This is a genomic window from Chryseobacterium sp. Y16C, from assembly GCF_022488405.1.
Taxonomy (GTDB): Bacteria; Bacteroidota; Bacteroidia; order Flavobacteriales; family Weeksellaceae; genus Chryseobacterium; species Chryseobacterium geocarposphaerae.
On the sequence record NZ_CP092711.1, the window covers coordinates 4470262 to 4492110 of the forward strand.

General features: G+C 32.2%; 23 protein-coding genes. 20 read left to right on the top strand and 3 right to left on the bottom strand.

What is annotated here, in order from left to right; all coding sequences use genetic code 11:
* Positions 1 to 15 precede the first annotated feature (15 nt).
* A complete protein-coding gene (locus MKS83_RS20340) occupies positions 16 to 1056 on the bottom strand; it encodes a zinc-dependent alcohol dehydrogenase family protein (RefSeq protein ID WP_240581091.1) in 1041 nt (346 codons plus the stop codon).
* Between the two features lie 455 nt (positions 1057 to 1511).
* Here MKS83_RS20340 and MKS83_RS20345 point away from each other — a divergent pair, with 455 nt between their 5' ends.
* The 4 genes from MKS83_RS20345 (at position 1512) to MKS83_RS20360 (ending at position 3811) form a co-directional block, all read left to right on the top strand.
* Positions 1512 to 1871: a VOC family protein gene (locus tag MKS83_RS20345; RefSeq protein ID WP_240581092.1), complete on the top strand. Its 360-nt coding sequence runs from the start codon at positions 1512 to 1514 to the stop codon at positions 1869 to 1871.
* 29 nt (positions 1872 to 1900) lie between these two features.
* Positions 1901 to 2791, top strand: a complete 891-nt coding sequence (locus MKS83_RS20350) for an SDR family oxidoreductase (protein WP_240581093.1) — start codon at positions 1901 to 1903, stop codon at positions 2789 to 2791.
* Between the two features lie 131 nt (positions 2792 to 2922).
* Positions 2923 to 3360: an EVE domain-containing protein gene (locus MKS83_RS20355; protein ID WP_240583208.1), complete on the top strand. Its 438-nt coding sequence runs from the start codon at positions 2923 to 2925 to the stop codon at positions 3358 to 3360.
* Positions 3353 to 3811, top strand: a complete 459-nt coding sequence (locus MKS83_RS20360; protein WP_240581094.1) for a MarR family winged helix-turn-helix transcriptional regulator — start codon at positions 3353 to 3355, stop codon at positions 3809 to 3811. Before MKS83_RS20355 ends, MKS83_RS20360 begins: the two co-directional genes overlap by 8 nt.
* Before the next feature lie 139 nt (positions 3812 to 3950).
* On the opposite strand, the gene MKS83_RS20365 is transcribed toward MKS83_RS20360, so the two are convergent.
* Positions 3951 to 6269, bottom strand: a complete 2319-nt coding sequence (locus MKS83_RS20365; RefSeq protein ID WP_240581095.1) for a TonB-dependent receptor — start codon at positions 6267 to 6269, stop codon at positions 3951 to 3953.
* Between the two features lie 71 nt (positions 6270 to 6340).
* Positions 6341 to 7108, bottom strand: a complete 768-nt coding sequence (locus tag MKS83_RS20370; RefSeq protein ID WP_240581096.1) for a LuxR C-terminal-related transcriptional regulator — start codon at positions 7106 to 7108, stop codon at positions 6341 to 6343.
* A gap of 330 nt (positions 7109 to 7438) precedes the next feature.
* On the opposite strand from MKS83_RS20370, the gene MKS83_RS20375 reads away from it, so the two are divergent.
* The 16 genes from MKS83_RS20375 (at position 7439) to MKS83_RS20450 (ending at position 21601) form a co-directional block, all read left to right on the top strand.
* Positions 7439 to 8152, top strand: a complete 714-nt coding sequence (locus MKS83_RS20375) for a hypothetical protein (protein WP_240581097.1) — start codon at positions 7439 to 7441, stop codon at positions 8150 to 8152.
* Between the two features lie 197 nt (positions 8153 to 8349).
* The gene (locus MKS83_RS20380) at positions 8350 to 8727 is read left to right on the top strand and encodes a DoxX family protein (protein ID WP_240581098.1); all 378 of its coding nucleotides are present in this window, start codon (positions 8350 to 8352) and stop codon (positions 8725 to 8727) included.
* A 208-nt stretch (positions 8728 to 8935) separates the two neighbouring features.
* Positions 8936 to 9988 (top strand): sensor histidine kinase, encoded by a 1053-nt coding sequence (locus MKS83_RS20385; protein WP_240581099.1) that lies wholly within the window; start codon positions 8936 to 8938, stop codon positions 9986 to 9988.
* A complete protein-coding gene (locus MKS83_RS20390) occupies positions 9981 to 10673 on the top strand; it encodes a LytR/AlgR family response regulator transcription factor (protein WP_240581100.1) in 693 nt (230 codons plus the stop codon). Before MKS83_RS20385 ends, MKS83_RS20390 begins: the two co-directional genes overlap by 8 nt.
* Positions 10674 to 10802: 129 nt before the next feature.
* Complete coding sequence (locus MKS83_RS20395; protein WP_240581101.1) at positions 10803 to 11438, top strand: TonB-dependent receptor plug domain-containing protein; 636 nt, start codon at positions 10803 to 10805, stop codon at positions 11436 to 11438.
* Between the two features lie 171 nt (positions 11439 to 11609).
* The gene (locus MKS83_RS20400; RefSeq protein ID WP_240581102.1) at positions 11610 to 13823 is read left to right on the top strand and encodes a TonB-dependent receptor; all 2214 of its coding nucleotides are present in this window, start codon (positions 11610 to 11612) and stop codon (positions 13821 to 13823) included.
* Between the two features lie 10 nt (positions 13824 to 13833).
* Entirely contained in the window at positions 13834 to 15270 is a 1437-nt protein-coding gene (locus tag MKS83_RS20405; protein ID WP_240581103.1) for a SusD/RagB family nutrient-binding outer membrane lipoprotein, read from the top strand.
* 170 nt (positions 15271 to 15440) lie between these two features.
* Complete coding sequence (locus MKS83_RS20410; protein ID WP_240581104.1) at positions 15441 to 16034, top strand: Crp/Fnr family transcriptional regulator; 594 nt, start codon at positions 15441 to 15443, stop codon at positions 16032 to 16034.
* A gap of 90 nt (positions 16035 to 16124) precedes the next feature.
* The gene (locus MKS83_RS20415) at positions 16125 to 16976 is read left to right on the top strand and encodes an alpha/beta fold hydrolase (RefSeq protein ID WP_240581105.1); all 852 of its coding nucleotides are present in this window, start codon (positions 16125 to 16127) and stop codon (positions 16974 to 16976) included.
* Between the two features lie 13 nt (positions 16977 to 16989).
* Positions 16990 to 17628 (top strand): DUF4395 domain-containing protein, encoded by a 639-nt coding sequence (locus tag MKS83_RS20420; protein WP_240581106.1) that lies wholly within the window; start codon positions 16990 to 16992, stop codon positions 17626 to 17628.
* Positions 17628 to 18329, top strand: a complete 702-nt coding sequence (locus MKS83_RS20425) for a DUF4386 domain-containing protein (protein WP_240581107.1) — start codon at positions 17628 to 17630, stop codon at positions 18327 to 18329. The genes MKS83_RS20420 and MKS83_RS20425 overlap by 1 nt, the downstream gene beginning before the upstream one ends.
* Complete coding sequence (locus MKS83_RS20430) at positions 18319 to 18741, top strand: DUF6326 family protein (protein WP_240581108.1); 423 nt, start codon at positions 18319 to 18321, stop codon at positions 18739 to 18741. The genes MKS83_RS20425 and MKS83_RS20430 overlap by 11 nt, the downstream gene beginning before the upstream one ends.
* Before the next feature lie 134 nt (positions 18742 to 18875).
* Positions 18876 to 19271 carry a hypothetical protein gene (locus tag MKS83_RS20435; protein WP_240581109.1) on the top strand — a complete coding sequence of 132 codons (396 nt, stop codon included), beginning with the start codon at positions 18876 to 18878 and terminating at the stop codon, positions 19269 to 19271.
* 30 nt (positions 19272 to 19301) lie between these two features.
* Entirely contained in the window at positions 19302 to 20549 is a 1248-nt protein-coding gene (locus MKS83_RS20440) for a hypothetical protein (protein WP_240581110.1), read from the top strand.
* A gap of 21 nt (positions 20550 to 20570) precedes the next feature.
* The gene (locus MKS83_RS20445; RefSeq protein ID WP_240581111.1) at positions 20571 to 21008 is read left to right on the top strand and encodes a hypothetical protein; all 438 of its coding nucleotides are present in this window, start codon (positions 20571 to 20573) and stop codon (positions 21006 to 21008) included.
* Complete coding sequence (locus MKS83_RS20450; protein ID WP_240581112.1) at positions 21005 to 21601, top strand: hypothetical protein; 597 nt, start codon at positions 21005 to 21007, stop codon at positions 21599 to 21601. Before MKS83_RS20445 ends, MKS83_RS20450 begins: the two co-directional genes overlap by 4 nt.
* Positions 21602 to 21849 lie beyond the last annotated feature (248 nt).

A 21849-nucleotide genomic window follows, 5' to 3' on the forward strand; every position in this document is an offset into this window, starting at 1 on the left:
TTTTGGTTAATGCGATTAATTTACTTCGATGATTATTTTCATTGCTTTTTCTTTCGCTCCGTTCAAGAATACTTGATAGGCTTCTTCAATCTGGTCTAATTTGTAATGATGGGTAATCAGCGATTTTAGAGGAAGTTTGTTCGTTGCAGTTGCTTTCAGCAGCATTGGTGTTGTGTTGGTATTGACCAATCCTGTTGTTATCGTAAGGTTTTTAATCCACAATTTCTGAATTTCAAAATCTACTTTCACGCCGTGAACACCAACATTGGCAAGATGACCTCCCGGTTTTACAATTTTTTGACAAATATCCCAGGTTGGCGGGATTCCCACTGCCTCGATAGCAACATCCACACCTTCTTCTCCGGTAATTTTTTTGATGGCTTCTTCTGCATTTTCAACCGCGGAATTTACCGTGTGAGTTGCCCCTAAAGTTTTAGCCAATTCTAATCGGTTCTCATCCATATCCACCATAATAATGGTCGACGGAGAATAGAATTGAGAAGTTAATAAAACAGACATTCCAACAGGCCCCGCTCCAACAATAGCAATCGCATCGCCTGGTTTTACATTTCCGTATTGTACACCAATTTCGTGTCCTGTGGGAAGAATGTCGCTCAACATGACTGCAACATCATCATCAATCGTATCCGGATATTTGTAAAGGCTGTTATCCGCATGTGGAATTCTTGTATATTCTGCCTGAACTCCGTCGATCATATATCCTAAAATCCAACCACCATCTTTACAATGAGCATACAATTGTTTTTTGCAGTATTCGCAGGAACCACAAGATGTCACGCAAGAGATAAGCACTTTGTCACCCACTTTAAAATTAGTTACACTTTCTCCGACTTGTTCCACGATTCCGATTCCTTCGTGTCCTAAAATTCTTCCAGGTGTTATTTCAGGGTTTTTTCCTTTGTAAATTCCCAAATCGGTTCCACAGATGGTAGTTTTTACAATTTTTACAATCGCATCGGTAGGTTTTAAAATTTCAGGTTTTGGTTTTTCCTCATATTTAATATCGTGATCACCATAATAAACTAATGCTTTCATATTGTTTTTAATTTTTAATTAATCTTGAAATGTATTTGAATATATGGAAAGCGGATAGCACAAATAATGCAGATTGTAGCATTAATCCATTAGTTCCAGTTGCAGGTTTATAGTATTTTTCAACAATAAAAATCCTACAACGAATCTGTTTCATAAAGTAATAAAGGTTCAGATATGAGTTGTTACATTGGTTGAGAGTATCTTAACAGGGGCTATGCATAAATCATTTATTAAAGGATATAGATGCCATTTTAAAGGTATCAAATGGTATTTAAGCTATATATTGAGGTGAATTAATGAGAAAATTCTCTAATTGTATTTGAGAATTTTCTCATTAATATCGCTGTAATCCATTATGTAATTATTGTTTTCAACAAGGCGAACAAAAAAAATTAAAAAACTTGCATATTGTTGTCGTGAATATTATATTTGCAACAACAAAAAATATTTATACAATGAAACAATTAACATTCGCATCATTACAGGTGAAAAATTTAGATGCTTCAAAAGAGTTTTATACTGAGAAATTAGGATTTGAAATACAAGATGTAAATCCACAGGCATGTGTTTTTAAGTATAACGAAGGAGAAGCAAGTTTTGCAATTCGCACACCGCTTGAAGCACTTGAAGGTAGAGAACTGGGTACCGGGGTTGCACTTTGGTTTGCTGTAGAAGAAAACGTTGATAAACTAAAGGAACAACTAATATCTAACGGAGTACAGACTGCGGGACCAATTATAGAAACACCTTTTGGAAGAGCATTTCATATATTGGACCTTGACGGTTATAAACTTACCTTCCTAGAGTCAAAGTAACTAAAACAAATTGCAGACAGATTTAAAATATGAAGAATAAGATATTAATCACCGGAGCTACAGGGGGATTAGGAAGTAAAGTTGTCGGCCTATTGAAGGAAAGGACTGGAATTGATAATCTTGCTGTTTTAGTAAGAGATCAGGAAAATGAGTTGGCAAAACAATATGCCAACGAAGGTATTGAGGTTAAAACTGGAGATTATCGCGACATAGAGGGTTTGAAAAAAGCTTTTGAAGACATTGATATATTGTATTTTGTATCAGCAGGTGACGACGAGGATAGAGCAGGACTTCATAAAAATGTGATTGATGCTTCAGTAAAAGCAGGTATTGGGCATATTGTATATACAAGTGGGATAAGCAAGGGCGAAAACGGCTATTCTCCTTTAGCAGGTCTTGTAGAGTCTCACAGAAAAACTGAAGAATTCCTTAAAATATCAGGAATCCCGTATACGATATTGCGTCATAACCTATATGCCGAAGTAATCGGAATGCTAATTGGCGATAAGCATCAGCTATTGAGAACGAAAACAATTTATTTACCGGCAGGAAATGGTGTGACGTCTTTCATACCTAAGAAAGATTTAGCGGATGCCGCTGTAAACATTCTTTTGAATCCTACAGCGTATGAAAATATAATTGTAGAGTTTAATGGTAGTGAGCAATTGAGTTTTCCACAAATAGCGAAAATATTAACTTCTGTATTAAAAGAGCCTATTAAATATATTTCTCCGGAAATATCAGAATTTGAAAGTCAAATGAGCAAATTTGGTGTGCCTGATCACATTATTGATATTCTCAGCACATTTAGCTCAGCAATTGAAATTGGAGAATTCGACCAGCAATCAAAAGATCTGGAAAGAGTTTTAGGTAGAAAAACAAGTTCTCTTTCTGACTTTTTAGAGAATGCTTACCGTTAAAATAATTATTAAGATAAATGTAAAGCCAAAAACTAAAAAAGAAATGCTTTTTTAGGAATATTTAATCATTTGGAATAGATTTGTAAAACTTCCAAATGATTAAATATTGGTCTTTACCAAGTTTACATAAAATGGAAAACAAGAAAATAAAATATTGGTTAGCAGTGGCGTCCAGGGATCACGTTAAAAATGGAATTGCACAGGGTATTGCCCAAGCTTGTCACGGAAAATCGACTCCGTTAAAGAGAATGACAAAAGGCGATTTTATCATTTATTATTCGGGAAAGCAAACATTGGGGAAAACTGATAAGTGTCAGGAATTTACTGCCTTGGGTGAAGTAAAGGATGACGAAGTGTATGATTATCAGGTTTCGAATGATTTTTGTCCTTCAAGAAGAAACATAGAATTCATTCCATCACGGGATACACCTGTTCTTCCATTAATTAATGATCTGGATTTTATTGAAAATAAGCGGAATTGGGGGTATAAGTTCCGTTTAGGTTTTTTTGAAATCAACAGGCACGACTTCGAGCTAATTTCATCAAAAATGCTTAATAATAATGTCTAAAGAAATTGATTTTCATTTTAAGAGTCCAAAAAATAGTCCGGGTTACTTGCTTGGGCAGGTAACGATGCTTTGGCAGCGGAAAATAAAAAAATGTCTGGATCCATTAGATTTAACACAGACTCAGTTTGTTTTATTGGCTGCATTAGGCTGGCTTTCTAAAACCAATAATTCGGTAACTCAGGTTGATATTGCAAATCAAAGTAATACTGACCGGATGATGGTTTCAAAAGTTTTGCGTACGCTGGAAGAGAAAGGCTTTTTAACAAGACAAGAACATAAGACAGATACCAGAGCAAAAACTATTCAGCTAACTGATAGCGGCGCAGAAGTACTGCAAAAAGCTCTGATGGAAGTTGAGAATACTGATTTGGAGTTCTTCTCCATATTAGAGGATGAAGTTTCATATTTTAATAAATATATGTCTGTACTTATTGAAGAACACAATAAATAGAAACGATTATATACTTTGTTGTACAAAATTATTTTTAACCCCTAACTGTCAGATAAAGTCGTGGCTATTACATTTAAATCTATTTTACTGTTAATTAGAGATGCCAAAATAATATGTCCTGCTTTGTAAAAAACTACTATTAAAACTCAATTTTATAACTTAAATTTGGAATTATGATAGCGTCTCTATGTTCATCAACGCCTTGTGTTTTGTAATTAAACCTGAAATCGTAAAACTCTTTATATCGATTTGCATTTAATATTTTCAATGCAATTTCTTGTGTTGATTTTTTCTTATTTACTCGATATAAAAATGTAAAATGTGTTACAAACGATGGTGAAAGTTGTTGTGAAAATGCTCTGTTTTCATCAAAGACAACATCTTGTTTAATTATTGAATTTCCTAAATCGATTGGTGAATATCTATCACCACCTTGATAAATTAGTCTAAAGTTGGTACCAAATGCTCTATTTTTTTCTTTACCGAATGTCCATTCCTTGCCTCCTAAAATATTAATGGCGTAGTTCCTGTCAAACCTTGTTTTTCTCCAGATATTGTCACCTCCTGTATATTCTGTGCTGAAAAGTGACGCATTGATATTATAGTAAAATCCACTAGTAATGTATTTATCCAGACTAACATCTATGCCATAGTTTCTACCTTTTCCTGTGTTTTCTAACTTGCCATTAACAAACCAATCATTTACATTATTTAGTATTGAAAAAGAGCTGTCTTTTATAACGGGTACATTATAAATATTCTGGTAAAAAACTTCCGTTTTGAAATGCGCGTTTTGTGAAATATTAAAATCATAATCCACCGCAAAATGATGTGATTTCGTGAAATCAAGATTTTTATTGATAAGTTCATTATTGTAACTCGGGTTTTTGGAGAAATAGTAGTTTAAACTTTCTAAACGACTATGAAGACCATATCCAAAACTTAATATATGTTCAGATGATAAATAGTATTTCAATCCAAATCTAGGTTCAATAGTGAATTTGTTATTCAGTGCAAAATATTGGGAACTTACGCCAATGTTAAAATTCAGGTTGTTGCTAATATTATATGTCGTATTGGAATAAACATTCATTAGAAACGAGTTGCCATTATTATTTACGATATTCAAGGAGTTTTTATCAATCAGCATATGGTATCTCATATTTGTAATGGTGAATCCAGTTTTATTGATGTTTTTAGGACTGAATTTTGTGTTGATATAAGATGATAATATAATGTTTGTCGTGCTGTTTTTAACATTGGAATCAGGATTTAGATTTCCATTTTGATCAATTAGGTCAACATCAATATTTATGTTGTTGGATGTCGTCGCAATAATCGATTTTATATATGATTTTTCTTTGACCAGTATTTTATGGCTTAAACCAAGAGTTCCTAATTTATAATCGATGTTCATGGTTTGCTTGTTGGCAATAGTTTCCCAATCATTGGGATTTGTTTTGGCGTCAATTCCTGTGAAATCTTTCATTCCCAATCCCCAGAGAGAAAATGTGCCGGCTTTTTTTGTCGGAAAATTCAATTTAAAAGAGAGGTCTTGATATTTAATGCCTTTTCCTGCGTCCTGCGGAAATAAACTTTTAAGCAATGACAATGAAGAATACCTGTAGTTGAAAATATAGCTTGAATTTCCTCCCTTTTTAAAAGGACCTTCTTCTGCGTAATCAAAGCCTGTAAATCCTGCCTGAAATGTTCTCTCTTTTTTTCCTGTATTTCCCTTCCTGATGTTCATGTCAAAAATACCTGAGAGAACATTGCTGTATTCTGCCGGAAAAGCACCTGAAAAAAAATCCGAATTTCCTAGGTTATGGCTACTCAAACCAGAAAGTATTCCTGCTCCAAAAGTATTGGTGTCGGCAAAATGATTTGGGTTTGGGATTTCAATCCCTTCTAATTTCCATTGCAAATATTTCGGATTATTGCCGTGAACACTTATGCCATTGTTGCCAACATTACTGCTTACTCCTGCAAAAGTAGAAACCAACCTTGCTGGATCATCAAATCCTCCAGCATATCTACTTGCTTCTTCCATGCTCAACATTTTTGCACCAACGGAAGCTGTTGCATTTAAGGGAGTTTGTTTGTTGATTTTTTGTTTTATTACAACCTCGTCAATTGTTTTAATTTTTTCGGATAGAAAAATATTAAGGTTAGTCTCTTTAGCAGAGTTGATTATTGCCTCACTGATGAAGTAAGTTTCATAATTTTCAGCAGAAATTTTAAAGGTATAAGTTCCAACAGGAATATTCTTTAAATTGAAATTTCCTGAAATATCAGTTTTAGTGAAAATCTCAGTATTGTTTATAGAAAATATTGCATTTTCTATAGGCTTGTTAGAAGATGCATCTAAAACTAAACCTTTAATAGTTTGTGTGGGAGTTTGAGCAAAAATTTGTAGCGCAATGGCTAAAAGAAATAAGAAGATTGCTTTTGTTTTCATGAAAATTTACTTTTCTGCAAATCTCCTTGAAAAAAGAAAGTTTCGAAATAATGATTAATCAGTAAAAACAACTATAAAAGGCCATGTTTAGAAGCAAATATAACTGCTTCCATAGAATTGTTCGCACCTAATTTTTCTAGAAATCTTTGTCGGTGTGTATTTACTGTATGCACACTTATTGATAGTTTATCAGAAATTTCTTTGCTTAAGAAACCATCTCTCACAAGACTAAGAATTTCTGTTTCTCTTTTAGTTAATTCAAATTGTATCTTTGGGTTATCTTCTAAGGGAATAATTTGTCCCGTTTTAAAGTTATATAGTTTACTCTTACTACCTTCAGACTCATCTTGGTTAGGCGAAATATCTACAATATTCATCAATAGCCAAATTTGTCCTTTCTCATCGAGTTCTAAAACTTGATATTGCTCAATAAGCTTAATATATTTGTTTTGTTTATTCAACATACGGTATTCAGAGATCATTTTGTGCGTAAGTTTTTCAGATCTATTAAAATTGCTTAAAATTTTTAAAATAGTAACTCCGCTTACACTGCATTTATAAGCATCTTCTGGATGAATTTTTTTCGCAAAAAAATTTTGCCCTAATGTTTGATAATCTGAAGGAGAATAGCCAAGCAATTTTCCAAAATTAGAGGAATAGAAAATGGCTTCTTTCTTTGAAACATCAAATATTCCTGTTCCCGAATTTCCAATATCAGAAATAGATTGTAATGTTTTGATATGATTATCTACAATAGAATAATCTAAAATTTCTTCATTGAAATCATATTGAGAGAGATATTTGAAAAAAATTTCATGGATACTATTTGTTTCGGCCATTTTTTGAATAAAGTTTTTTGTAAAATTATGAAATATTATTTAGCACAGAATTAAGGTGATATGATGCAAATTTCCTCTGATGGCATCAAAATAATTATTTATCAGTATTTTCTATAACAAATATAGTTCGGTAATTTATGTTATAATTTTTTATATAACCAACTCATTTTAATTAAAAAATAAACTTACCACAGAAGATTTTTTTTGGTTTTTTTTTAAACTCTTGTGAAGATTGGCTTGCTTGCATTTCTAAACACACACTTTAATAAATTAAAAAATATGAAAACACTAAAGAAAAAATCATTTAGAGTATTGCTTTCAAAAATTAATATGAAAAAATTAATTCTCTTACTCTTATTGACAAGCGTCAAAATATCTGCCCAAACATTGATTACTCCATCTAATGTGAAATTATGCCAAAAGGCTATTCATAATGAAACTTATACGATGAAATGGTTTGCAAAACAAGGAGAACAAAAGATTGAGATTGCAGATGTGAGCACGGAGGTTACTAAAAATAAGAATGAAATCCTGATTGTAACTTCGGTAAAAATGAAAATGGCTTCTGATCCATGGACAGATTCTACAAAAGTGAGAAGAGAGAGTTTTTCACCTCTCTACCATTCTTCGTTTAATAGGCAAAGAGATATGATTTTGAAATTTAGCAAAAAAGTTAAAGGATATTATTTGGATAAAAGCAGTAAGATTAAAAGCCTAATTTACCAAGATAACAAAGGGAATTTTTTTGATAGTAATGTCTATCCATATCTAATACGTTTTTTACCGTTGAAGGAAAATTATACGGCCACAATTCCGATTTTCGATTACAAACCTACAAATAAAAAGCAACTTTTGAATGCTTATATCAAAAACACAAATGTCGGAAAATTATTAAATAAAGAGGTTTTTATTGTTACTGTTTCAGATGAAATTTCTGGAGAATTCTCCACTTCAACCTATTATATAGATTACAATACAAGACAGCTTTTGAAACAGGAAATCAATGCAAATGGCAGGCAAATGACAATGGAGCTTGTTTTGTAAAATTATAAGCTATTTGTGTGAGACCAAAAAAATGATTTTGATATGAATTTTTAATAAAAGGGAGTTTTAATTGACGAGAGATTTATGCTAATAGTTTAACAGAGACACTGCAAAAAAATTTAGTAGCCAGTAAAGAGTTATTTGTATTTTTTTTGCTAAACTTAAATTATGTAAAGTATAATTTCGGAAAAAAAAATATGATCAATTCATTTTTTATCAGATTTTCGTTGGCTGTTATTATGGCGATGCATGCAGTTCCGTCTTTTATTTCGATGGATGTTTTAGATTTTGGTAGGAACTATTTGTCGGGACAAGGTTTTGGCAGTTTTGGCATTCCGGCTGCAATTTTGGTTAAACTCATCCATTTATTAAGCATTCCTTTACTTATATGGAATAAAAATTTAAAGTGTATATCCGTTCTAAATATTTTAATCTTGGTTACGGGAATCATAATGATTCATGCTGATGAAGGGTGGTACGTCGTCGGTGGCGGAAGAAACGGCATCGAATATAATTTCCTTTTAATATTTTGTTTTCTTTCTTTTGTTTTTCCAAAAGGATTGTATAAATTTTAATTTTGTACTTGTGTAAAAAAAATATGGTTTAAAATACTTTATTAAATTTAATTGCTTTACAATATGGAGCAATAGAAAAGATATCCTTTTTCCTTAGAAAGTATATTGCCGTTTATAGACTTTAGATTGTAATTTGTAGATTTATTTAAAATTACTAGTCAAAGGGTTAGAAATTTGCCTGTTTTTAAATTAAGTCAAATTAATAGTTTTGAAACTTCATCGAAGTATAAAATATCAGATCTACTTTTGGATTGCCTATTATCTTTTTGAAGTTAATGCGCAATTTCTTTTTCTTCAGGAAATTTTTAAAGATTTTTCCCTGAAGAAGCTCTTTTTTTTGTCGGTAGTTTCAGAATTTACTTTTCTTATTGCGGAGATTCCCGCTTTTTATCTCGTTTTGGCAGCAATTGATGGTAAAATAAAATTTATAAATAACAAATTTTTCAGAGTCATATCCATACTGGTTATCCTTGTTTTTTTTGTGATTTTATACAGGATTCTTTGTCATGATTTGGTTTATCCCTATTATTTCTTACACTCTGAAGAAACTATCCGCTTTTCTTTGCCCGGTATTTTTAATGCCATGATGAACATTGTTTTTGCGGTTGGAATTGCCTTAGGATTTATGAAATTTATCCAGCAGAATGAAACGCAGAAAAAATTAGCAGAAATACATAAAGAGAAAACAGATGCAGAGCTGAAACTTTTGAAAACCCAGATAAATCCTCATTTTCTTTTCAATACGCTTAATAATATCTACGGACTTTCACTCAAAAAGTCGGATCAGACTCCAGAGATTATTCTGAAGCTTGCTAAAATAATGAGATATAATATTTTTGATTCTGCAAAAGATAAAGTCTCTGTACAGAAGGAAATTGAAAACATACAAGACTTTATTGACATACAGAGAATAAGGCACAAGTCTGTGAGTGTAGAGTTTATCCATTCAATAGATGATATCTCGCAGGAGATTTCGCCTCTCATTCTTTTGCATTTTGTAGAAAATGCTTTTAAACATGGAGCTTCCGAAAGCAGGTTCGATTCTTACATTAGAATTAATTTAAAGCTTGAAAACAGGACTCTAATCTATAAAGTTGAAAATTCTAAAGAATTGGGATTGACCAAAGACAGTACAAAAATCGGTCTTAAAAATATAAAAAGGCAACTAGAATTATTATATTCCAAACATATATTGACAATAGATAATTCTGATAAAATATTCCGAATCACTTTAAAAATATCGTTTGAAACTAATGAGTGATAAAAAAAAATACAACTGTATTATTGTGGAAGATGAACCAATCGCAGCTGAGATTATTGAAAATTTTGTAAAACAAGATCAAGAATTGAATCTCGTTGGGAAAAGTTCTGATGTGGTGCATGCAAGTAGTCTTCTAAATATTCACAAAGTAGATTTGATTTTTTTGGATCTGCATTTACCGGTAATAAAAGGATTTGACTTTTTGAGAAAAATGAAAAATCCTCCTTTTGTAATCGTTACTACTGCATATCATGAATATGCAGTTGAAGGTTACGAACTTGATATCGTGGATTATTTAATGAAGCCTATTCCTTACAGCAGATTCCTTACGGCTATTGGAAAATTTAAACATTTCGCAGAAGCTGAAGACGCTTTGTTGGAAGTTTCTGACCGTAATTTTATCTATATAAACATCGGCAAAAAGAATATTAAGATTTTTCTGGATGATATTTTCTATATCGAAAGTTTCCGAGAATATATTAATATCCACACTAAAGCCGAAATCTTCATTGTAAAGATGCCTATAAGCAGAATGGAGGAAGCTTTGGATAAAAAGCAATTTATCCGCATCCACAAATCCTACATTGTTTCTATTTCTAAAATTGAAATGAAATCTGCCTCCGAAATTCAGGTTGATGGTAAAAAATTGCCCATTGGCAGAACATATAAGCCGCTGATCTTATAAAAAATAACAACGCATCAAAGTTATTTTGTAATATTTATAGACCAATAGTAGCGGTTCGTAGATATTTTTTCTGTTCTCCTTAACAAATTTTGAATTTTGTTAAATAATTGTTAACCAAAATTCAAAATCATGAAACATCAACTAAAGATTATTGGGATAGGTGTAAGCTTTTTTTTGGGACAGCATTTGGTTTTTGCCCAAGAAAAAGATACCTTGAAAACCCAAAATATTGAAGGGGTCGTTGTTACTGCTTTAGGAATAAAACGCGAAAAAAAATCGCTGGGATATTCCACACAGGAAGTGAAAGGCGATGAAATTAACAAAAATCCGACTACAAATTTTTTAAACAACCTATCTGGTAAAGTTGCCGGTTTGGAAATTAAGCAATCCACTAATTTTGGAGGTTCCATTAATGCTGTTTCAAGGGGTTATAAAAGTATTTTGGGAAATAACCAGGCACTGTTTGTAGTAGATGGCGTTCCAATTATCAATAATAATATCAATTCAAGTTTCCAGCAAAACGGTGGTGGTGGTTATGATTACGGTAGTCCCGTTTCAGATATTAATCCAAGCGACATTGAATCTGTAAATGTTTTAAAAGGTGCGGCTGCAACTGCACTGTATGGCTCTAGGGCACAAAATGGTGCAATTATTATTACAACAAAAAAAGGGAAAAAGAATAAATCAGGTATTGGATTGGAATTTTCAAGCTCAATTACAGTTTCAGCTGTAGATAAGGCAACTTTTCCCGAATATCAAACATAATATGGACAAGGTTATTTAGGAAATGTTTTTGCAACATATCAGGGAAGTCCAAGAGCATTATTTGGGCACGATGCATCTTATGGTGCCCCTTATGATCCGAATTTATTGGTTTGGCAATACGACGCATTTATTCCCGATTCACAAAATTATGGTAAAAAGACACCATGGGTAATGGCCAAGAATGGACCTGTTACTTTTTTCCAAAAAGGAACTAACCAAGTAAATAATATTGCTTTTGGCGGAGCTAACGATAAAGCATCTTTTAGATTAAGTTATGCAAATACAAATGCAACCGACATTTTACCAAATTCGTCCTTAATGAAAAATAATTTTGGTGGAAACGCATCTTATAATTTGACTGAAAAGCTTACTGCAACCATCTTTGCAAATTATATTACTCAAAATACGAAAGGAAGAAATTCTACAGGTTATGGTGATAATATTATGACCAATTTCCGGCAGTGGTGGGCTACTAATGTGGATCTGAAAACACAACAATATCTTTATGAAAATTTCAGAAAAAATTATACATGGAACATTAAAAGCGTTTCCAATCTTGCACCTCAATACTGGGATAATCCATACTTTCAAAGATACGAGAATTATCAGACGGATAATCGCGACCGTTTTGCCGGAAACTTCAGTTTAAGCTATGATATTTCTAAGGACTTTAACATTCTTGGAAGAATGGGTATTGATGGATATAATATGATGATTGAAGAAAGAAGAGCGGTTGGTTCAGTCCCTGCGTTTTTTAGCTTTAATACTTTGGAACAGCCATCTGGTTATGCAGTTACAAACTTAAGGTTTAGAGAAACAAATTATGACGTCATTGCAACCTACAAAAAAACGTTCTTAAGCGATTTTAATTTGCAGGCAATTTTAGGAGGTAATATTAATGTTCAGACCAATTATTCTAACGCTCAAACAACCTCTGGTGGATTATATATTCCTAATCTTTATACAATTTCCAACTCTGCAGCGACACCAGAGAAACCCATCATTTCTGATACATCAAAATATATTTACGGTGCTTTTGCGCAAGCTTCTTTAGGGTATAAGAATACTTACTATGTTGAAGGAACATTTAGACGCGATCAATCCACTGCTTTGCCTTCTGAAAAATCTGTTTATTATTATCCGTCAGTTTCTGCAAGTATCGTATTTTCTAACTTAATCAAGGAAAAGTGGCTGAGTTTCGGAAAAATAAGGGCTGCATATGCGGAAGTAGGATCGGACACGGGAGCAGACCAGTTACGAAACAGATATATTGTGCAATCGGCATTTGGAGAATCTCCGGTATATTCATTTAATACTACCCTAAGAAATGCAGATTTGTTGCCACAAAAATTAAAAAATTTAGAGATCGGAACGAATGTTCAGCTATTTAATAATAGATTTGGTTTTGATGTTTCTTGGTTCCGTAATATTGCTTTCGACCAAATCTTGCCTTTGCCAATTTCGCTTGCAAATGGCTCAATCAGTAAAATTCAAAACACCGGAGAACTTACTACAAAAGGTTTTGAAATATCATTAAATATCATACCTCTTAAATCCGATAACTTTAATTGGGATATGAATCTTAACTGGTCAAACCCAAGAACTAAAGTTACACAATTAAGGACTGGTATAGAAAATATCACGATAGGAAGTTTACAGGGAGGAATTACAATAAATGCACCTTTGAATGGAGATTATGGAAGCATTTGGGGAGCAGACTTCGTATATGATCCTAATGGTAACAAAGTTGTGGGAGAAAACGGAGCCTATCTTCCCACATCAGATACCAACCATAATTTAGGAAGTTTTCAGGCTGATTTTATTGCCGGTTTGAATAATAGTTTTAAATATAAAAACTTCAATTTCAGTTTCCTTATTGATTGGAAAAAAGGTGGTAAGATATTTTCTTTAGACCAATACTATGGCTACGGAACCGGTATTTATGCAGATTCTGTAGGGTTCAATGATTTGGGAAATCCGATAAGAAATGAACTGAGCAATGGTGGTGGCGTTATTCTTCCAGGTGTTATGGTAGATCCAAACAATCCCAACAATTATATTCCGAATACAATCCGTTTAGACAGGTCAATGTCTAGTCAGGTTTTAGGAACAGACCCTCCTACAGCGGCTTTCGTTTATGATGCGAGTTATATAAAACTAAGGGAAGCGTCCCTTTCCTATACTTTCGACAAAAAAGTTTTAGGCAATACTTTTATTCAGGGATTAACATTGGGTGTCTCGGGAAGCAATCTTTGGATTATCCACAAAAATCTTCCTTATGCCGATCCTGAAGCTGGCTTGTCCTCGGGAAATATTCAGGGATATCAATCTGGTGTAATGCCAACAACCAGAAACTATTCTTTTAATCTAAAAGTAAATTTTTAAAAGTAAAAAAATGAAAAACAAGATAATTTTATCAATCTTTTTGGGAATTTCACTCTCAAGTTGCACAAGGGATAATGTAAATGAAGATCAGCATGCAACATACGATGTAACTTCTGAATCTCTTGTAACGTATGCAGAAAAAGAATTGAGTGATTTCCTTAATACACCGAACGTGAATGAAAATAATTTCAGGCTTACTATGCAGTATTGGCAGGAAACGACATATGTTAACGAAAGCAATTACGATTTCACAAACAGAAATGTAGCCAACAATATATGGACGGATAATTATGTAAATGTTCTCAATAATCTCAACAAAGCAAAAGAATTAATCTCCAATTATCAGCCTACACCTTCGGAACTTTCCTCTTGGCCAGTTAAGAAACAAAACCAATTGGCAATTGCAGATATGATGATGGTTTTCACTTATCAAACTTTAGTGGATATTCATGGTGATATTCCTTATACACAGTCTTTAAATAATGCAGAATTTCCACTTCCGGTTTATGATAACGACTCTGACATTTATCCGAAATTAATAACGAGGTTAAAAGAGGATCTTTCTAAATTGCAAAACGGTGGAGCTTTCGGATCTGCTGATATTGTGTACAATGGAAATATCGGTCAATGGAAAAAATTTGGAAACTCTTTACTTCTTAAACTAGGGATTGCTTTAGCGGATGTAAATCCTGCTTTGGCACAAGCTACCATTTCTGATGCGATTTCTGGAGGTGTTATTACAAATGTATTAGATAATGCTCAGTTTTCCTACTTATCATCCTCTCCAAACTACAGCCCTATTTATGAAAATGTGTATGCAAAAAACAGAGACGATTATTTTGCCGGAAAACCGTTTGTAGATTACCTTACTGCAACTTCTGATGCAAGAATTTCAAAATATTTTCAGGATGTTAATGGTTCTTATATTGGGCAGGTTATTGGTCAGCCTGGAGAATTTGCAGATTTTTCTGCACCCGGAGAATTTGCTTACACGCCAACGATATCGGGTAACATAATTACGGCTACGGAAGTTGCCTTCTATCTTCTGGAAGCATCGGCGAGATTTGGAATTGCCGGAAATCCTTCAGATTTATATGCTTCGGCTATTACTTCTTCATTTATGGAATGGGGCTTTACAGCAACAGATGCTCAAAATTATGTTAACAGTCATCCTTATGATGCTTCAAATTGGAAAAAATCAATCGGTGAACAGGCTTGGGTTGCTATGTATAATCAGCCATTGATTTCATGGAATTTTTACCGAAGATTAGATCACCCGCAATTGCAGGCGCCATCTACAGCAAATCCGAACGCCGAAGGTAAAGTGCCGGTTAGATTGCAATATCCAACTTTGGAAGCGACTACAAACGGAACCAATTACAGTAATGCTTCCACGGCAATTGGTGGTGATAAACTAACGACCAAGGTTTTTTGGGACAAATTTTAAAATCATAGTTTTTTTATATCAAATTAAATTTTTCATCCACTATGGTTAATCCGCTCTGTAAAGCGGATTTTTTTAAAATCATAAGATCTTAAATTATAAAATAAAGAAAGTTTATCTATTTATATACTTCCTGAATGTAACTTTTGCAGTCTAAAATATACTATTTGTATATGATAGATGAAATGAGTTTTTTTAATTTTTTCTGCAATAAATTAAGTGAAGTGTATCCAATGAATGAAGTTGATAAGGAGCTTTGTTATCAATATTTTGAATATTTTGAATTGCCGAAAAATACTCTTTACGAAAGGCAGGGAGAAATCCCTCAATATCAAAATTATATTTTATCCGGGTTTATGCGAAAATTTTCTACGGATATTAATGGAGATGAAATTACTTTAGAAATTAACAGCGAACCTCGTTTTGTTGCCTCTTACATGAGTCTAATGGAGAGAAAACCGGCTACAGAAAGTTTACAAACGATCACGGATTGTAAGATATTGAGGATTAGAAGAGATGATATGGATATTGTTTTTGAGAAAGGTATATCCGTAAAACAATATACGATTCAGTTGTTTCAGAATATTATTGAAGAAAAGAACAAAAAAACTATAGAACTCGCCACATTAACTGCTGAAGAAAGATATTTAAAACTGTTGAAAGAAACACCACAACTGGTTCAGAATGTGCCAATTCAGCACATTGCATCACTCTTAGGTATGAAACCCGAAAGTTTAAGCAGAATTAGGAAACGGTTAAACAAATAATATCAAAATCTTCTAAAATTTAGGAGATTTTTTATTTTTCCTAACCAAAGTCAAGAGCAAATTGGTATAAATTAAATGAAATTTGTTAAAATGAATATGAAAGCGCAAAGTTTTAATATAAATATTAATGAGAATAAAGTAATATGTTGTCAATTATTTGAAAATAACAATTCAAATATTGTTTTGATTATTGCCTCTGCAATGGGTGTCAAACAATCTTTTTATCAAAATTTTGCAGAGTTTGCCAATTCATACAACGTTTCTGTAATCACATTTGATTATAGCGGAATTGGAAAGTCATTAACTGGAAATATTAAAAAGCATAAGGAGTTTCTACACGATTGGGGGAACCAGGATTTAGAAATGTTAATTAGATACACCATAGAAAAATTTCCAAATCATAGAAAAGTAGTTTTAGGGCACAGCGTGGGTGGTCAATTAATTGGTTTAGCACCGTCATCAGTTTATTTAGATAAAATTATTCTCGTATCTGCACAATCAGGGTTTTGGGGATTTTGGAAAGGATTTAATGAAGTTAAGATGTTTCTGAACTGGCATCTGCTATTTCCTATGCTAACTTCTTTTTTTGGATATATGCCTTCTAAAAGATTTAGCAAAATGGAAAATTTATCCAAAAATGTAGCAAATGAATGGTCGAAATGGTGCAGAAATCCTGATTATTTATTTGGATATTTTTCTGATGATGAGCTGTTTTTCAACAAAATGAGATGTAATCTTTTATCAATAAGTGTAGCCGATGATTTTTTTGCTCCGGAACAATCCGTGGAGTGGCTAAGCAAAAAATACAAGAACGCTGAAGTGACCAGAAAACACTTAGTTCCTATTGATTTTGGAGTTTCTAAAATTGGACATTTTGATATGTTTAGATCTAAGTTCAAAAACAGTTTTTGGGAATTTTTATTAGAAGAAATTAAGAATTAAAGATAAAAAAAATATGAATAAAAATACACAGCTTGGAGAAATAGTGAATGGTTATGAGATTCCCGTTCTCAATAATAGGGAAATAAGGGCAACAGCAGGAATAATGTTTCTCATGGCATTTATTTCTTTAGTCTTAATCCTAAACAATGGAAACTTTGTGCCGGTAAAATATGTATTGTCAATTTTTGTGGTAGAGTTTTCCACACGGTTATTCATTAACCCGAAATATGCGCCTCTGTTGATTATTGGCAGAGTAGTGGTAAGCAACCAAAACCCGGAATATGTAGGGGCAGAACAGAAAAAATTTGCATGGTTTATTGGCTTTACCATTTCGGTAATTATGTTTTTTCTTTTGGTAATTCTGAATGCTTACAGCCCAATTACAGGATTCGCTTGTTTGGTATGTTTAATATTGATGTTTTCAGAATCGGCATTCGGCGTTTGTTTTGGGTGCAAATTATATGGATTCATCAAAAAAGGCAAAGCGCAATATTGTCCCGGAGAAGTTTGTGATATTCGAAAGAAACATGATATTCAGAGGGTTTCGCCGAAACAATGGTTCATAATTGCGGGACTTTTTTTAATGATTGTTTTGCTTTTCGCTTTATTTCAGGACTTTTTTGTCATAAAACCTCATAACCTTTTTAAATAATGGATCAGAAAAAAACCGCAAGACTTGCAGGTGTATTATACTTAATTGTAGTTATTACAGGAATAATCAGTTTGGGATACATCCCGAAACAACTTATATTTTGGAGAGATGAAACAAAAACTTTCAATAATATTCTTCAAAATGAAAATCTATTCAGACTCGGTATTTTCTCTAGTGTGATTTGCTATTTGGCATTTATCTTCATGCCTTTGGTTTTAAGGGAATTATTTAAATCTGTCAATCAATTTGTTGCCAATGCAATGGTCATATCGGCATTGGTCAGCATTCCTGTTTCATTTATTAATCTGCAGAACAAATATCTTATTTTAGATATAATCCATAAGGAACAATATCTGAAAAATTATAGCGAGTCGCAATTTCATGCTTTGGTTATGTTTCATCTTAACCAATATGAATATGGCATTTTTATTTCCACTTTTTTCTGGGGATTATGGCTGTTACCTTTTGGCTATTTGGTTTACAAATCGGGTTTCATCCCTAAAATTTTCGGAATTCTTTTAATGTTGGGATGTTTCGGTTATGTTACTAATTTTTTCGGCAATACTTTATTTGCAAATTATAAGGATTGTGGATTTTCAACAATTATCGGCAAAATTCCTTCAGTTGCAGAGATTGGGATTTGTTTGTGGCTATTAATAATTGGTGTTAAAAAATCAAAAAAAAATTATAATGAAAACTAAAAAATCAGAATTTGAAGACTTTAAAATTAATCTAAAAGTTTTACTGTCCGGTTTGTGGACTTCGGTAATGTTTCTCTACATCTACGGAGATTATTTTGAATTGTATGTCCCCGGAAAAGTTGAAGGATTAATCAGTGGTAAAAACTTGTTGAATACAGCATACAATTTACTGTATGCAACCATACTTCTCACAGTTCCATCCTTGATGATTTTTCTTTCATTGATTTTAGAACCTAAAATCAACAGAATTTTAAACATCTCAATTGCAGGTTTTCTCACCGTGTTTACATTCTTTATCGGTGTTTCATCCATTTCAGAATGGCGTATTTTTTATGTGATGCTTGCTTTTTTGGAGAGTATTCTAACATCAGTCATTGTTTGGAAAGCATGGACGTGGAAAAGAATCAGTTGATTTTTTTAATCAAATACTCCGTTTGTATCGTTTAAGATGTCTTTGGTAGATATAACACCTTTTGCTTTAAAATATAAAATAATTTTAATCTCAAATAAAAGGTATCAAATTCTAATCATTAAAAATTCCAAAAAATGAAAACAGTTAAATCACTATCGGTAATTTTGTTAACCGTTTTTCTCGCTATTTTTTCTTTGTCCTGCAGACATGATAGTAATGATGATAATCCAAGCGGTAGCTCATATCCTAAACAGGTTTCTATAACTTACAAAGTAACCAGCACAACAACTTCATCTGCATCAATTATCAAATACAAAAATGAAACTGGAGGTGATACTGATGTTGCAAATCCGTCATTGCCTTATTCAAAAACTATAAACAGTACAGTTAATAAGGGAGATATCTTAACGCTTGCATATGGAACCAATACAAATCAAACTGTGAAATTGGAAATTTTAGTTAATAATTCTTCGGTTTTATCACAAGAATTTGCAACCACTTCAGGCGCTATTGTATATCAGTTTCCTTAAAATAAAATAACTATTTTAATTATGCATAACATGAAAAAAATATTTTTTAGTTTCAGTTTTTGCATTTGTGCAGTTTTATTTTTTGGACAAAATAAAATTCTGCCTGGTTCCCGATCGATTAATACTAAATTGATTAAAACCAGTAATTATACCATGGGCTACTATTTTGTAAAGGGCGGAAATCCTATGGAAATTTGTAATTATCAAACAGAAGTCTCTACAGATGGTGACCAGCTTCTATTTAGTTCCAAATTAATTTTCCTGAAAACAGATAAACTTTGGACAGAACATATTGTTTTGGATAAAAATACGCTGAAACCAATCAGTAGAAAATCTGAAAGAGAAACACGCACGTTTGATATTAAACATACTAATATCAATAAAGGAGACTATTTTGATATTGCTACTTATCCATTGGTTCTTTGTGCATTGCCTTTAAATACGGGTTATAAAGCCATAATTCCTGTGATAGATTATGATTCTGCCAATAAAGATAAAATACAGAATGTGAATATCACCGATGTAAAAAGCAATATCTACAATTCTGAACTTACAGGAGAACACCAGGTTTGGAAAGTATCTGTAAACGAAGAAAGCACTGGAAATCTCTATGATTATTTTATTGATAAAACTTCCCGAAAAATCTATAAAATCACGGTTTCATCGAAAGGCAATAACTTTATGTTGGTAGATAAGGAAACTGATTCTAATCCTCTTAAAAATAAATTTGATAAAGAAGCCACTCTTAAGATGGTTACCAAAGGTAATTCTGTAATTTCGGGAGAAGCATTTGCAAAAGACGATCGTTCAGGTGTAGATAATAGAAAACTTAGAATAGATATATTAAATGTCAATAAAAAGCAATTCGCGCCGAAAGGAACTAAAGTCGTTTTATTGCCTTATACAGAATATTTCAAAGAATGGATGGAGCTTAACAAAAAACAAAGGAAAATAAAGGGAGCGCAACCAATTCTTCTATCAGAAGATGCAAAATCTTGTATTTTAACTACAGAAATTTATAACGATAAAGGAAATTTTGAATTTACTAATCTTATGGAAGGAGAGTATTTTGTATACATTTCGTTCAATTATACCGATACTTTTTCAAGAAGAGAAGTTACAGGAACTTCGGATGTTTATATCAATGGACAATATGCAGGAACTCAACTTAATACCGATATTTTTGATTATGCACAAACAGGAAATGCTAATTTCCAAAAGATTGTAACCATAAAATCAAATGGCGAAATTGTAAAAATTAAATTGAAGCGATGGTAATTATTAATTTATTTAAAAAAAATGAAAACAAAAATTGTTATACTTATTTTCTTTTTTTCTTCATTGCTTTTTTTAGTAAAAGCGCAATCACTTGCCAACAGCAAATCTAAACTAGATGGAAGACTTAATAAAGAAAAGATATTTGCGGAAATCCAAAGAAAAATTTTTAACATTACAAGTTGGGCAGGAGCAAATATTTCAGAATTAATCAATAAATGGGGGAATTATACAAAAATAACCGAAACTCCTAATGGTTACACCATCTATTCTTATGAAACAAGATATTCTGGAAACGGAGGAAAATATGAACCAGGTTATGTAGTTACCGATCAATTTGGGAATATTCTACACCAAGAATCTGTCAAAGACAATACGTATTCTTATGACTTTACAGATTTCTATGATTTTTATGTAAGCCAAAATAATTTAATAGTAAAAGTAAATATTGGGACAAGATGAGAAAAATAATTTATATTTCGCTATTTATTTTTGCATTACAGGCGATTAAAGCACAAGAATCTTACTTCAAAGTAGAACATTTTGGAGTTTATATTCCTAATAAAAGCATTATGCTTAGTTTTCCTAATCTTAAAAAGGGGCAGATAGAAGCTAAAATTTTCAAGTTTATAGATGAAAAAAAATATGTCTATAAACCCTTTTTGTCAGGTGACAGTAGAATTGTTTTCAGAGATTTTTCGTTTGTGTGCAAAAAAGAAAAATGCAAGGCAGATATTACTGCCAAGAACTTTTTCTATTTAGATTATGGTGATGGTTTTGTAAAAATAAATTTCGAAAACGAAATTTATTCTACTATTGTTGGTGCTAAATTATTGATTAATAATAATGATGATGTGGCTTCAGAAAACAATGCACCTTTTGCTATTTATGAATTTTCTGCTCCCTACAAATATGATGAAGTATATCCAGAATCTATTTTTACCTACAACAAAGCAAGTAAACCCACTTTACGAAATCCAGAAATTTTAGAGATTTTCTTAAAGTATTATAATCAATTGATTACTGATTTTAATTTATTCTTAAAAGACAAATAAGATAGAAAAGTAACATTAGATTTTTTTAATAAGCAGAAAAAGATTAAAATATAGAGCGTGCTACTGCTGTCAGGTTTTTTTATTGCAATTTTTATTGCACTCATTTTAGTCACCAAGAAAAATAAATCTGATGCAGATTTTATTTTATTTTTATGGTTGGTAGTTATCGCTATGCATTTGCTATGCATCTATTTTTTCAAAACATATAGAGGTGAAAAATATCCCTCTTTTGTATCATTGTCAATGCC